Genomic DNA, 13,294 nt, shown 5'->3' on the forward strand with positions numbered 1-13,294 from the left:
CGCCATTCGTCAGACAAACGCGTCGCCTCCGGCCCGGCGCGACCTCAGCAAAAAGGCCCCGCGGCGCAAGCCGGCGGGGCCTTCGTCCATCCGGGCGGCCGGGCGGCGCGCGCCTGGCCTGCCGCACCTGGCCGGCCGCACCTAGCGGGAATCCTTGTTCTGCCACTTGCGGCCCTCGATCGAGCCGGCGCGGCGGGTCTTGTCGACGCGCCGCTGGCGGGCCAGCTTCGGGTCGACGATGAGCGGACGGTAGATCTCGACCCGGTCATGCGCGGAAAGCCGCGCATCGAGCGGCGCGAGCTTGCCGAAAATGCCGGTTTTCAGGGCCGCCGGGTCAATGTCGGGATGACGCGCGAGCACGCCGCTCGCGTCGATGGCGTCGCGCACGGTCGCGCCGTCGGGCACCTCGACGTCGATCAGCGTCTGCCGGTCGGGCAGCGCATAGCACACCTGGACTGCGAGCATCGGCCTACCCCTTGCCGTAGCGCTGATCGGCGCGCTTCACGAACGAATCGACGAAGGTGTTCGCGATATGGCTGAACACCGGCCCGATCAGCTTCTCGAGCAGGATGTTCGAGAATTCGTAATGCAGCGCGAACTCGATCTTGCAGGCGTCGGCCCGCAGCGGCGTGAAGCGCCAGTAGCCGGTGAACTTGCGGAACGGCCCGTCGGCGAACTCCATGTCGATGCGGGTCGGCCGCTGCTGGGTGTTGCGGGTGGCGAAGTGCTGCCGGATCCCCTTGAAATTGATGTCGATCCGGGCTTCCATGCCGTTTTCGTCCTGGCGGCGGATCTCGATCCCCCCGCACCAGGGCAGGAAATTGGGGTAGTCGGCGACGTCGGTGACGAGGTCGAACATCTGCTCCACCGAATGGCGGATCAATACGGTTTTCTGGACATCTGCCATAAATCGCGCGGCGTCGCTAAAGTAAAGACAGCGGGGCCGGACGCGGCGCATCCGGCTTTGCTAAAATTGCGATTTTAAACGAGTTGGGCGAATCCCTTCATGAGCATCATCGACAACAGAAAAGCGTTCTTCGACTATCAGGTCGAAGAACGCTACGAAGCGGGGCTCGTGCTCGAAGGATGGGAGGTCAAGGCGCTGCGCGCCGGACGCGGCCAGATCAAGGAAGGCTACGTGGTCGTGCGCAATGCCGAGATCTTCCTGATCGGCACGCACATCAGCCCCCTGCCCGAAGCCTCGACGCACATCACCCCCGATCCGGTGCGCACCCGCAAGCTGCTCCTGCACCGCGACGAGATCAAGAAACTGATCGGCAAGGTCGAGCAGCGCGGCTACACGCTCGTGCCGCTGAATTTCCACTACAAGGGCGGCCGCGTCAAATGCGAGATCGGCCTCGCCAAGGGCAAGAAGCTGCACGACAAGCGCGAGACGGAGAAAAAGCGCGACTGGGAGCGCGAAAAGGCGCGCATCATGCGCTCGGGCGTCTGACGGCCGCCTGACGGCCCCACCCGCCCCGCACAAGACAAGCGGCCCGCTCATCCGAGCGGGCCGTTTTCATTGCGCAAGCACGCAGGCGCGCGCTCAGGTCTTGGCGGCCCCCGGCGCGGCGCGGTTGACGATCGTGAGCGCCGAGGCGATCGCGGTGCTCAGATCCGACATGTTGGACGGCACGATCAGCGTATTGCCCTGCTTCGCGAGATTGCCGAACGCGCCCACGTACTGCTCGGCGATCTTGAGGTTCACCGCATCCATCCCGCCCTGCGACTGGATCGCCTGCGCGATCTTCTGGATCGCCTGCGCATTGGCCTCCGCGACCGCCAGGATCGCAGCCGCCTGGCCCTGTGCCTGGTTGATCGCCGCCTGCCGCTCGCCTTCGGACTTCTGGATCGCCGCTTCGCGGCCGCCCGACGCGATGTTGATCTGCTCCTGCTTGCGCCCCTCGGACGCCGCGATCAACGCCCGCTTCTCGCGCTCGGCGGTGATCTGCGCCTGCATCGCGTGCAGGATTTCCTTCGGCGGCGTCAGGTCCTTGATCTCGTAGCGCAGCACCTTCACGCCCCAGTTCGCCGCCGCCTCGTCGAGCGCCGACACGATGCTGTGGTTGATGAAGTCGCGCTCCTCGAAGGTCTTGTCGAGTTCGAGCTTGCCGATCACCGAGCGCAGCATCGTCTGCGACAGCTGGGTGATCGCGAGCACGAAGTTGCTCGACCCGTACGACGCCTTCATCGGGTCCATCACCTGGAAGTACAGCACGCCGTCGACCTGCAGCTGCGTGTTGTCGCGCGTGATGCAGACCTGGCTCGGCACGTCGAGCGGGATTTCCTTCAGCACGTGGCGGTACGCGATCCGGTCGACGAACGGCAACACGATGTTCAGGCCCGGCGACAGCGTCGCGTGATAGCGGCCGAAGCGCTCGAGCACCCATGCGTGCTGTTGCGGAACGATCTTGACCGTCTGCGACACGATCACGAACACGATGACGAGCAGCACCACCCAAATGATGAGCGAGTCCATGTAATTAACCTCCAGTAGTGAACATAGCGTGAATGCGGGGTGTCGCGCGTCAGGCCGCGGGTTTCGCGGCAACGATCAGGCAGTTGCCGCGCACCGCGCGCACCTCGTAGAGGCGCGCGTCGTCGCGCTCGCCGGCGGCCAGCTCGACGTCCCACTGCGCGCCGCGGTACTGCGCGCGGGCGTGGCGGTCGCGCCAGCCGTCGACGGCGATCGTCGCGCCGATGTCGAGGTTGACATCGGGATTGCTCGACGCGTCGCGCTTCTGCTTGCGGCCGAGCCCCGAGCGCCGCAGCACGATCACCGCGACCAGCGCGACGATCGCCGCGCCCGCGAGCTGCCAGTGCGGCGAGCCGCCCGCGAGATGGGCAAGCCCGCCCGCCGCGAAGCCGAGCGCGATCATCAACAGATAGAAGGTGCCGGACAGCAACTCCGCGACGATGAACACGCCGGCCCCGATCCACCAAAACAGCTGGCCTGACAACATTTCAGCCTCCCAAAATGAAACACCCCGGTGTGTACCGGGGTGTTTATAGCACGAAGCTTGCAATTTGCCTTCAATCGAATGGCGACAAACCGCCACCCGGTTGACGGTCCGCCGATTACTTCTTCGCCGCGGCCAGTGCCTGCCACGTATCGATGATCGTATCCGGATTCAGCGAGATCGAGGCGATCCCTTCATCGGTCAGCCATTGCGCGAAGTCCGGGTGATCGGACGGGCCCTGGCCGCAGATGCCGACGTACTTGTTCTGCGCGCGGCACGCATCGATCGCGCGCTTGAGCATGAACTTGACCGCCGGGTCGCGCTCGTCGAAGTCGGCCGCGAGCAACTCCATGCCGGAATCGCGATCGAGGCCGAGCGTGAGCTGCGTGAGGTCGTTCGAGCCGATCGAGAAGCCGTCGAAATACTCGAGGAACGCTTCCGCGAGGATCGCGTTCGACGGCACCTCGCACATCATCACGAGGCGCAGGCCGTTCTCGCCGCGCTTCAGGCCGTACTTCGCGAGCAAGCCGACCACGCGCTCCGCCTGCCTCACGGTCCGCACGAACGGCACCATGATCTCGACGTTGTCGAGGCCCATCTCGCCACGCACGCGCTTGAGCGCCAGGCATTCCATCTCGAAGGCCTGCGCGAAGTCCTCGGCGATGTAGCGCGACGCGCCGCGGAAGCCCAGCATCGGGTTTTCCTCGTCCGGCTCGTAGCGCGAACCGCCGATCAGCTTCTTGTACTCGTTCGACTTGAAGTCGGACAGGCGCACGATCACGGGCTTCGGATAGAACGCCGCGGCGATCGTCGCGATGCCTTCCGTGAGCTTGTCGACATAGAACGCCCGCGGCGACGCATGGCCGCGCGCAACGCTCTCGACCGCCTTCTTCAGGTCCTGGTCGATGTTCGGGTACTCGAGGATCGCCCTCGGGTGAACGCCGATGTTGTTGTTGATGATGAACTCGAGGCGCGCGAGACCGACGCCCGCGTTCGGCAGCTGCGAGAAATCGAAGGCGAGCTGCGGATTGCCGACGTTCATCATGATCTTCACCGGGATCGCCGGCAGCTCGCCGCGCTGCACCTCGGTGACCTCGGTCTCGAGCAGGCCGTCGTAGATCTTGCCTTCGTCGCCTTCCGCACACGACACGGTGACGAGCGCGCCGTCCTTCAGCACGTCGGTGGCGTCGCCGCAGCCGACCACGGCCGGCACGCCCAGCTCGCGCGCGATGATCGCCGCGTGGCAGGTGCGGCCGCCGCGGTTCGTGACGATCGCGGCGGCGCGCTTCATCACCGGCTCCCAGTTCGGGTCGGTCATGTCGGCAACCAGCACGTCACCGGGCTGCACGCGCTCCATCTCGGACGGATCGTGGATCACCCGCACCGGGCCCGCGCCGATCTTCTGGCCGATCGCGCGACCGGTCGCGAGCACCTGCGACTGGCCCTTGAGCTTGAAGCGCTGCTCGGCCTTGCCGGCCGCCTGGCTCTTCACCGTCTCGGGGCGCGCCTGCAGGATGAAGATCTTGCCATCGCGGCCGTCCTTGCCCCACTCGATGTCCATCGGACGCTGGTAGTGCTTCTCGATGATCACCGCGTACTTCGCCAGCTCGATCACGTCCTCGTCGGTGATCGAGTAGCGGTTGCGCTGCTCGTGCGACACGTCGACCGTCTTCACGCGGCCCGGCTCGCCCGGCTGCGTGAACTCCATCTTGATCAGCTTCGAGCCGATCGAGCGGCGGATGATCGGATACTTGTCCTGCGCGAGCGTGGTCTTGAACACATAGAACTCATCCGGGTTCACCGCGCCCTGCACGACCGTCTCGCCGAGGCCGTAGCTGGAGGTGATGAACACGGCGTCCTTGAAGCCCGACTCGGTGTCGAGCGTGAACATCACCCCCGCCGCGCCGACGTCGGAGCGCACCATGCGCTGCACGCCGGCCGACAGGGCGACCTCTGCGTGCGTGAAGCCCTTGTGGACGCGATACGAGATCGCGCGGTCGTTGTACAGCGACGCGAACACGTGCTTCATGCGATCGAGCACGTCGGTGACGCCGACCACGTTCAGGTAGGACTCCTGCTGGCCGGCGAACGAGGCGTCGGGCAGGTCTTCCGCGGTCGCCGACGAGCGCACCGCGAACGACAGCTCCTCGGGCGAGTTGTTCTGGAGGATCTCGAACTGCGCGCGGATTTCCGCCTCGAGACGCGGCTGCATCGGCGCGTCGACGATCCACTTGCGGATTTCGCCGCCCGCTTCGGCGAGCGCCTTCACGTCGTCGATGTCGAGCGACTCGAGACGCTTGGCGATACGTTCGGTGAGCGTGTTGTGCTTGAGGAAATCACGGAAAGCGAGCGCGGTGGTCGCGAAACCCGTGGGCACCCGAACCCCTGCCTCGGCGAGCTGACTGATCATCTCGCCCAGGGACGCGTTCTTGCCGCCCACGATTTCAACATCGATCATCCGCAACTGCTCGAACGGAATTACATACGCCTGGTCCTTTGCGACGTTTGCTGCGTTAGTCATACAAGCCCCTAAGTGTGAAGAAAATGCTCGATCATGCACGCGGGCTCGGGCGCGGCCGCTTGCAAAAAGCGGGACGCGCAGTGCACAACCTGTCGGATAAACCTTCGCGGCAAGCGGCCTTACAAAAGCGCAGTTTGCAAAAATCCCGGCAGATGGGCGAATAAAGCAGACAAATCGCCAAACTTGCCGGGAGTTTATTGTTCGCCCGGCGATACGGCCCGGCTTGCGCCGACCCGTCCCCGCAAGGGCTTATCCAACAGGTTGCCGCTATTCTACCGTGCCGGCCGCCGCCTGTGGCGCCGCCCGGCTAGTCTGCCCGCTCGATGCGCGCGCATCGGGCGCCGAGGCGTCCACCAGCACGTAGCCGCGGCTCGCGTCGCCGTTGTCGGCGTCGGGCGTGCGCATCGCCGCATACAGGTCGGCCGCGCGCACCCACACGGGCGGGTACTTGTAGCGCGACACGTCGAGGATCAGGAAGCGGTCGGCCGCCGCGTCGTAGGCCGCGAGCGGCGAGATGTGGCCGCCCGTCTGCTGGCCGAGCTGGCGGCGCAGGTAGTTGACGAGCACGTAGCGCCCCGGCCGGCCGAGCGAGGCGGCGGCCTCCGCGCGGAACGCGTCGAGCGATACGCCGCCGGCATGCCGCACGGTCGCCGAAACGCCGCTGGCGCGCGCGAGCGCGCCGAGCTGGTCGAGCGTCATGCCGCGCTGCTCGATCAGCGCGCGCGGCCGGATCCGCTCGGTCGCATCGTTGAGCAGATTGTCCTGCGTGAAGTAATGGTAAGGCGGGTATTGCTCGGCGGCGGGCGCGGGCATCCGCAATGCGTTCAGCACCATCACGAGCGACGCGACGCCGCAGTAGCTCTCCGTCTTCTGCGTGACGAACTGGCTGCCGAGCGGCACGTAGGCGGCGCGCGCGGCGCTGTCGGCGAGCAGCTGCTCGCCCGCGGCGCTGCCGAGGTCGATCAGTTGCGGCGGCAACGGCAAGGTTTGCGCCAGGCCCGGCGCGCCGGCGGCGAGCGCGATCATCAAGACGCCGCCCATCCAGGTGATACGCATCGCAGTCCTCCCGTTCGCGGGTTCGCGACGCCGGAGCCGGCATCGGGCCGCCTCGCGCGGCCGGGCAAGCTTAGCGCGATTCGGCGCGGCGCGCCGGACCCTCGCCCGAGGGCCCGGCGCGCTGCTAGAATGGCCGTTCCGGGCTGCCTCGCGCAGCCGCCCTCGTTCACAGCCCGACGCCCCGATTCATGCTGCCAACCGTATTCATCGTCTCCGACGGCACCGGGATCACTGCCGAGACCTTCGCGCACTCGATCCTGTCCCAGTTCGACCAGAAATTCCGGCTCGTCCGCGTGCCGTTCATCGATTCGCTCGACAAAGCCTATTCGGCGGTCGAGAAGATCAACGAGGCGACGATCCACGACGGCCGCCGGCCGATCGTGTTCACCACGCTCGTCGACGGCGAATCGAACGAGATCGTCAAGCGCTCGAACGCGCTCGTGCTCGACATGTTCCAGCGCTTCGTCGAACCGCTCGAACTGGAACTCCAGATGAAGTCGAGCCACGCGATGGGGCGCGGCCACCAGAACGCCGACACCGATGAATACAAGAGCCGGATCGAGGCGATCAACTTCTCGCTCGCGCACGACGACGGCCAGTCGAACCGCAACCTGGCCGACGCCGACGTGATCCTGGTCGGCGTGTCGCGCAGCGGCAAGACCCCGACCAGCCTCTATCTCGCGATGCAGTACGGCGTGAAGGCGGCCAACTACCCGCTGATCCCCGAGGATTTCGAGCGCGGCAAGCTGCCGACGCCGCTCGTCGCGCACCGCGACAAGCTGTTCGGGCTGTCGATCGATCCGCAGCGGCTCTCGGAGATCCGCAACGAGCGCCGACCGGGCAGCAAATATGCCGCCCCGGAGAACTGCCGCTACGAGATCAACGAGGCCGAGGCGATGATGCGGCGCGAAGGGATCAAATGGCTGTCGTCGACCCACAAGTCGATCGAGGAGATCGCGACAACGATCCTGCAGGAAATCAAGCTCGAACGGCAGTCGTACTGAAACCGGACGGCCGCGTGCCGCGCCTCACAGAAAAAATGCCGCGTCGCCGCGGCATTTTTTCATGGCTCGCGACGCGCGCGTCACGCGCCCCGCTGCTGCCGGCACTGCTCGAACAGGCACACCGCCGCAGCAGCCGCGACATTGAGGGATTCCATGCCGCCCGGCTGCGGAATCGTCACGCGATGCGTCGCGGCCTCGCGCCAGCGCGCCGACACGCCCGCGCCCTCGTTACCGAACACCCACACCACGGGCTGCGCGAGATCACAATCGTAGAGCGCCTGCGCGCCATGCGAATCGGTCAGCGCGACCGGCGCGTCGAGCCGTTCGATCAGCGTCTGCGCGTCGACGTCCTCGTACACCTCGAGCAGGAAATGCGCGCCCATGCCCGCGCGCAGCACCTTCGACGACCACGCATGCGCGGTGCCCGGCGCGCAGAACACCTGCGTCACGCCCGCCGCCGCCGCGCTGCGCAGGATCGAGCCGACGTTGCCCGCGTCCTGCACGCCGTCGAGCACGACGCTCGTCACGGCCACCCGCTCCGGCAGCGTCGGCGCGGGCGTCTCGACGAGCATCAGGAAGCCGATGCCGTTCACGAGCGTCGACAACTGGCCGAACAAGGCATCCGGCAGCGTGACGACCCGCTCGGCGCCGACGCGCTCGACCAGCGCGCGCGCCTCGTCGAGTTGCAGCGCGCCGTCGGTGACCACGCACAGCGCCGGCTGCCCGGCCGTATCGAGGTACGCGCTCGCGAGATGCAGCCCTTCGAGCAGCGCCTGGCCGGCGCGCCGCTGCTGCTGCGTCGAACCGGCCAGCGCCTTCAGGCGCTTGTAGAGCGGGTTGTCGCGGGAGGTGATCGCTTTCATCGGGACGGCTTCAAGGCCGCGCGCACCGGTGCGAAGGTGCGGCGGTGCGCCTCGCACGGGCCATGCTCGCGCAGCGCGGCGAGATGCTTCGCGGTGCCGTAGCCCGCGTGCGCGTCGAAGCCGTACATCGGGAAGCGCGCATGCAGTTCGACCAGCATCCGGTCGCGCGTCACCTTCGCGAGGATCGACGCGGCGGAGATGCTCGGCACCAGCGCGTCGCCGCCGATGATCGCCTCGCTGCGCACCGACAGCGTCGGGCAGCGATTGCCGTCGATCTGCGCGAGCGTCGGACGCACCGCGAGACCTTCGACGGCGCGCTTCATCGCGAGCATCGTCGCGTGCAGGATGTTGAGCGTATCGATCTCCTCGACGGACGCCGAGGCAACGCAATAGGACTGCGCGTTCGCGACGATCAGCTCATAGAGCCGTTCGCGCTTCTTGGCGCTCAACGCCTTCGAATCGTCGAGCCCGTCGATCGGGCGGGCGGGATCGAGGATCACCGCGGCGGCGACGACCGGGCCGGCGAGCGGGCCGCGCCCGGCTTCATCCACGCCGCACACGCGTTCGTCGGGCAGGCTGAAGTCGAGACCGGATTGAGGCGCGGCGGACGCGCCACGCATGGCATTCATGAACGGGGTTTCCTGCTTTCGATCACGCGCGCGACGGCTTCGGCCGCGCGCTGCGCGGTGTTCTGGCGCAATGCATGATGCATGTCGGTGAAAATCTGGACCAGCGTGCGCCGGTTGGCTTCGTCGCGCAGCTGCGTGAGCGTTGCGTCCGCGAGCGCCTCGGGCGTCGCGAAATGCTGCAGCAGCTCCGGCACCACGAACCGGCCGGCGAGGATGTTCGGCAGGCCGACGTACGGCAGATAGCCCTGGCGACGCATGATCTGCCCGGTCAGCCAGGGCACCTTGTACGAGATCACCATCGGCTTCTTGAGCAGCGCCGCCTCGAGCGTGACCGTGCCGCTCTTCACGAGGATCGCGTCGGCGGCCGTCATCGCGACCTGCGAACGCCCGTCGGTGAGCGTCAGCGACAGGTGCGGATGCGCGTCGACGAGCGGCTGCAGCAGCGCGCGCAGCGCCGGCGTCGCGGCAGGCATCACGAAGCGCACGCCGGGCTCGCGCTGTTGCATCAGCGCCATCGCGGCAAAGAAGGTCGGGCCGATCAGCTCGATCTCCGAACGCCGGCTGCCCGGCAGCACCGCGATCACGGGGCCGCTGTCCGGCAGGCCGAGCGCGATGCGCGCGCCGTGCGTGTCCGGTTCGAGCGGGATTTCGTCCGCGAGCGGATGGCCGACGTAGGTCGAGGCGACGCCCGCCTTCTCAAGCAGCGCGGTCTCGAACGGGAACACGCACAGCATGTGGTCGACGGCCTTGGCGATCTTCTTGATCCGGCCACCCCGCCACGCCCAGATCGACGGGCAGACGAAATGGATCGTCGGAATGCCGGCGTCGCGCAGCGCGTGCTCGAGCCCGAAGTTGAAGTCCGGCGCATCGACGCCGATGAACACATCGGGCGGCTCCGCCAGCAACTGCCGCTTCAGCTCGCCGCGGATCCGCAGGATCTCCGGGATGTGGCGCAGCGCCTCGACGTAACCGCGCACCGAGAGCTTCTCCATCGGCCAGTGCGCGTCGAAGCCGACCGCGGCCATGCGCGGGCCGCCGATCCCGTAGTAGCGGGACGACGCCGGCAGCTGCGCCTGCAGCCCGCCCAGCAGCGAGGCCGCGAGCAGGTCGCCCGACGGCTCGCCGGCGACCAGCGCGACCCGCAGCGGATTCGGTTGGAGCGCCATCGCTTAGCGGATGATGCCGCGTTGCGACGCGTCGATGAAGTCGGTGAGCGCCTTGACGTGCGCATCGCCGTCGCCGCCCGCCGTCGCCAGCTCGCGCAGTTGCAGCTTCGCGTCCTCCAGCGTCAGGCCGTTCTTGTACAGCAGGCGATAGGCGCTGCGCAGCGCCGAGATCGCATCCGGCGAGAAGCCGCGGCGGCGCAGCCCCTCGACGTTGATGCCGTGCGGCTCCGCCTTGTTGCCGGCCGCGATCACGAACGGCGGGATGTCCTGGACGAGCGCCGACGCGCCGCCCAGCATCGAATGCGCGCCGATCCGCACGAACTGGTGCACGCCCGACATGCCGCCGACGATCGCATAGTCGCCGATCTCGACGTGCCCCGCCATCTGCGCGTTGCTCGACAGGATCACGTTGCTGCCGACCCGGCAGTCATGGCCGATGTGCACATAGGCCATGATCCAGTTGTCGTCGCCGAGCGTCGTCACGCCGCCATCCTGCACGGTGCCCGTGTGGATCGTGGTGAATTCGCGGATCGTGTTGCGATCGCCGATCACGAGCCGGGTCGGCTCGTCCTTGTACTTCATGTCCTGCGGACGGCCGCCGACCGACGCATAGTGGCCGATGCGATTATCGGCGCCGATCGTCGTGTGGCCTTCGATCACGCTGTGCGAGCCGATCGTGGTGCCGGCCCCGATCGTCACGTGCGGACCGACGATGGCGTACGGGCCGATCTCGACCGTTTCGTGAACCTGCGCGCCCGGCTCGATGATCGCCGTGGAGTGAATCCTGCTCATGCGCCCTTGCCTCTCAGTGTGAAGTCGCGTTGTGCCCGATGCGTGCCGCGCGCCTCAGGGCGCCGAGTCGGTCGTCTTGACCGTGCACATCAGCTCGGCTTCCGCCGCGACCTTGCCGTCCACTTCCGCGACCGCCTTGAACTTCCAGATGCCACGGATATAGCGTTCGAACGTGACATTGAGGATCAGCTGGTCGCCTGGCTCGACCACGCGCTTGAAGCGCGCGCCGTCGATGCCGACGAAGTAGTACAGCGTGTTTTCGGGATCCTTCGGCTGTTCTTCCGCGAACGTGAGCAGCGCGGCGGCCTGCGCGAGCGCTTCCAGGATCAGCACGCCCGGCATCACGGGCCGCTTCGGGAAATGTCCCGTGAAGAACGGCTCGTTGATCGTCACGTTCTTCAGCGCCTTGATGCCCTTGTGCGGCTCGAGCTCGAGCACGCGATCGACCAGCAGGATCGGGTAGCGATGCGGCAGCAGCGTGAGAATCTTGTGGATGTCGAGGTTGATTTTTTCAGTGCTCATGATGGTTCGTCTCACGCAATGGCTGCGTGGGGATTGAATACGAATGCGGGCGGGCGCAGCCCAGGCAACGCTCGCCCGGCGGTCGGAACAGCCGGCCCGGAAGCCGGCCCGCCCTGATCATGCGGTTATGCGCCGGCGCCGCCGTCGCGCGCCGCGAGCGCGGTTTCGAGCGCCTTGATGCGATCGCGCAGCTTGTCGAGATTGCGCACGAGCGCGGCGCTCTTGTTCCAGTCGCCATGCTCGACGGCCGGGAACGCGCTCGTATAGATGCCGGCCTTCGGCAGCGATTTCGACACGCCCGACTTCGCGGTGACGATCACGTAGTCGCCCAGCGTGACGTGGCCGGCGACGCCGACCGCGCCGCCGATCATGCAGTGGCGGCCGATCGTCGTGCTGCCCGCGATCCCGGCGCAGCCGGCGATCACCGTGTACGCGCCGATCCGGCAGTTGTGGCCGATCTGCACGAGGTTGTCGATCTTCACGCAGTCTTCGATCACCGTGTCGGCCATCGCGCCGCGGTCGATCGTCGTGTTCGCGCCGATCTCGACATCCGCCCCGATCGACACGCCGCCGACCTGCGGGATCTTGACCCAGGTGCCGGTGCGCGCGTCGCCGTCGCCGACGAAGTCCGGCGCGAAACCGAAGCCGTCCGAGCCGATCACCGCGCCCGCGTGCACGATCACGCGCGGCCCGAGCCGGCAGCCGTGGTAGACCGACACGTTCGGATACAGGTGCGCGCCCTCGCCGATGCGCGTGCCCCGGCCGACGAACACGTTCGCGTCGAGCCGTGCGTGCTCGCCGATCACGGCGCCGGCCTCGACCGTCACGCGCGGGCCGATCACGGCGCTCGCGGCAACCTGCGCGGCCGGATCGATGATCGCGCTCGGATGCACGCCGGCCGCGCTCGGCGGCGCGGCCAGATCGATGAACATCTGCGCGACCCGTGCGAAGTACGCGTACGGATTCGGCGTCACGATGAAGTTGCGCCCGGCCGCGGCCGCGCCCAGCTTCTCGAGGTCGCGCTGTGCGATCAGCACCGCGCCGGCGCGAGTCGTCTCGACCTGCGCCAGGTACTTCGGGTTCGCGAGGAACGCCAGTTGCCCCGGCCCCGCCTGGTCGAGCGGCGCGAGGCCGGCGACTTCGCAGGTCCGATCGCCGGCGACTTCGCCGCCGAACCGGGTCACGAGTGCGTCAAGCGTCAATGCCATGCGCGTGCCGCTCCGTCAGTTCGACGTGGAAGACGACGACAGCGCCTTCAGCACCTTGTCGGTGATGTCGATGCGCGGGCTCACGTAGACGGCTTCCTGCACGATCAGATCGTAGTTCTGCTGCTCCGCGATCTGCTTGATGACCTTGTTCGCCTTGTCGAGCACCGCCGCCAGCTCCTCGTTGCGGCGCTGGTTCAGGTCCTCGCGGAACTCGCGCTGCTTGCGCTGGAAGTCGGTGTCCAGCTGCGCCAGGTCGCGCTGCTTCTGCGCGCGATCGGTCGCCGACATCGACGCGCCGTTCTTGTCGAGCCCGTCGGACAGCGTCTTCAGGCGCGCGGCCATGTCCTGCAGATCCTTGTCGCGCTTCGCGAACTCGGCTTCGAGCTTCGTCTGCGCCGCCTTCGCGGGCGCGGACTCGCGCAGGATCCGATCCGAATTGACCGCCGCAATGCGGGCGACGTCCTGGGCGTGCGCCGCGGTCGCGCCCAGGGCGGCCGCCAGCGCCAACGCACACATCACTCGTTTCGAAAACTTACCGGTTAGCAAAATTACCCTCTCGATGCTGTAGTCAAT

14 protein-coding genes and 1 pseudogene are annotated in these 13,294 nt (G+C 67.2%); 2 read left to right on the top strand and 13 right to left on the bottom strand.

Going from position 1 to position 13,294, the window contains the following annotated elements:
* Nucleotides 1-141: 141 nt before the first annotated feature.
* Nucleotides 142-465 carry an RnfH family protein gene (locus AC1RQF_RS28405; protein ID WP_274002517.1) on the bottom strand — a complete coding sequence of 108 codons (324 nt, stop codon included), beginning with the start codon at nucleotides 463-465 and terminating at the stop codon, nucleotides 142-144.
* Nucleotides 466-469: 4 nt separating this feature from the next.
* Nucleotides 470-907 (bottom strand): type II toxin-antitoxin system RatA family toxin, encoded by a 438-nt coding sequence (locus AC1RQF_RS28410; RefSeq protein WP_274002515.1) that lies wholly within the window; start codon nucleotides 905-907, stop codon nucleotides 470-472.
* A 99-nt stretch (nucleotides 908-1,006) separates the two neighbouring features.
* Between AC1RQF_RS28410 and smpB the strand changes: the two genes are divergently transcribed.
* Nucleotides 1,007-1,453 carry an SsrA-binding protein SmpB gene (gene smpB, locus AC1RQF_RS28415; protein ID WP_274002514.1) on the top strand — a complete coding sequence of 149 codons (447 nt, stop codon included), beginning with the start codon at nucleotides 1,007-1,009 and terminating at the stop codon, nucleotides 1,451-1,453.
* A 93-nt stretch (nucleotides 1,454-1,546) separates the two neighbouring features.
* On the opposite strand, the gene AC1RQF_RS28420 is transcribed toward smpB, so the two are convergent.
* The 4 genes and pseudogenes from AC1RQF_RS28420 to AC1RQF_RS28435 form a co-directional block, all read right to left on the bottom strand.
* Nucleotides 1,547-2,479, bottom strand: a complete 933-nt coding sequence (locus tag AC1RQF_RS28420) for an SPFH domain-containing protein (RefSeq protein ID WP_274002513.1) — start codon at nucleotides 2,477-2,479, stop codon at nucleotides 1,547-1,549.
* Nucleotides 2,480-2,528: 49 nt separating this feature from the next.
* The gene (locus AC1RQF_RS28425; RefSeq protein WP_492873461.1) at nucleotides 2,529-2,963 is read right to left on the bottom strand and encodes an NfeD family protein; all 435 of its coding nucleotides are present in this window, start codon (nucleotides 2,961-2,963) and stop codon (nucleotides 2,529-2,531) included.
* 115 nt (nucleotides 2,964-3,078) lie between these two features.
* Entirely contained in the window at nucleotides 3,079-5,481 is a 2,403-nt protein-coding gene (ppsA, locus tag AC1RQF_RS28430) for a phosphoenolpyruvate synthase (RefSeq protein ID WP_492873462.1), read from the bottom strand.
* A gap of 267 nt (nucleotides 5,482-5,748) precedes the next feature.
* Nucleotides 5,749-6,507: pseudogene (locus tag AC1RQF_RS28435) on the bottom strand (phytochelatin synthase family protein); the annotation flags it as partial.
* A gap of 218 nt (nucleotides 6,508-6,725) precedes the next feature.
* On the opposite strand from AC1RQF_RS28435, the gene ppsR reads away from it, so the two are divergent.
* Complete coding sequence (gene ppsR, locus AC1RQF_RS28440) at nucleotides 6,726-7,541, top strand: posphoenolpyruvate synthetase regulatory kinase/phosphorylase PpsR (protein ID WP_274002508.1); 816 nt, start codon at nucleotides 6,726-6,728, stop codon at nucleotides 7,539-7,541.
* A gap of 80 nt (nucleotides 7,542-7,621) precedes the next feature.
* Here the strand turns inward: ppsR and AC1RQF_RS28445 are convergent, their stop codons facing one another.
* From AC1RQF_RS28445 to AC1RQF_RS28475, 7 genes are all read right to left on the bottom strand, one after another.
* Nucleotides 7,622-8,404, bottom strand: coding sequence for a TrmH family RNA methyltransferase (locus tag AC1RQF_RS28445; protein ID WP_274002506.1), 783 nt, complete (start codon nucleotides 8,402-8,404; stop codon nucleotides 7,622-7,624).
* Nucleotides 8,401-9,033: a ribonuclease HII gene (rnhB, locus tag AC1RQF_RS28450; RefSeq protein WP_443111569.1), complete on the bottom strand. Its 633-nt coding sequence runs from the start codon at nucleotides 9,031-9,033 to the stop codon at nucleotides 8,401-8,403. The genes AC1RQF_RS28445 and rnhB overlap by 4 nt, the downstream gene beginning before the upstream one ends.
* A complete protein-coding gene (gene lpxB, locus AC1RQF_RS28455) occupies nucleotides 9,030-10,199 on the bottom strand; it encodes a lipid-A-disaccharide synthase (protein WP_274002505.1) in 1,170 nt (389 codons plus the stop codon). Before lpxB ends, rnhB begins: the two co-directional genes overlap by 4 nt.
* A gap of 3 nt (nucleotides 10,200-10,202) precedes the next feature.
* Nucleotides 10,203-10,991 carry an acyl-ACP--UDP-N-acetylglucosamine O-acyltransferase gene (gene lpxA / locus AC1RQF_RS28460; RefSeq protein WP_274002503.1) on the bottom strand — a complete coding sequence of 263 codons (789 nt, stop codon included), beginning with the start codon at nucleotides 10,989-10,991 and terminating at the stop codon, nucleotides 10,203-10,205.
* A gap of 54 nt (nucleotides 10,992-11,045) precedes the next feature.
* Nucleotides 11,046-11,513: a 3-hydroxyacyl-ACP dehydratase FabZ gene (gene fabZ / locus AC1RQF_RS28465; RefSeq protein WP_274002501.1), complete on the bottom strand. Its 468-nt coding sequence runs from the start codon at nucleotides 11,511-11,513 to the stop codon at nucleotides 11,046-11,048.
* A gap of 125 nt (nucleotides 11,514-11,638) precedes the next feature.
* Nucleotides 11,639-12,721 carry a UDP-3-O-(3-hydroxymyristoyl)glucosamine N-acyltransferase gene (lpxD, locus tag AC1RQF_RS28470; RefSeq protein WP_492873463.1) on the bottom strand — a complete coding sequence of 361 codons (1,083 nt, stop codon included), beginning with the start codon at nucleotides 12,719-12,721 and terminating at the stop codon, nucleotides 11,639-11,641.
* A gap of 15 nt (nucleotides 12,722-12,736) precedes the next feature.
* Nucleotides 12,737-13,237 (bottom strand): OmpH/Skp family outer membrane protein, encoded by a 501-nt coding sequence (locus tag AC1RQF_RS28475; RefSeq protein WP_274002499.1) that lies wholly within the window; start codon nucleotides 13,235-13,237, stop codon nucleotides 12,737-12,739.
* Nucleotides 13,238-13,294: the final 57 nt, after the last annotated feature.

It is taken from the genome of Burkholderia sp. GW821-FHT14F03 (assembly GCF_058803765.1).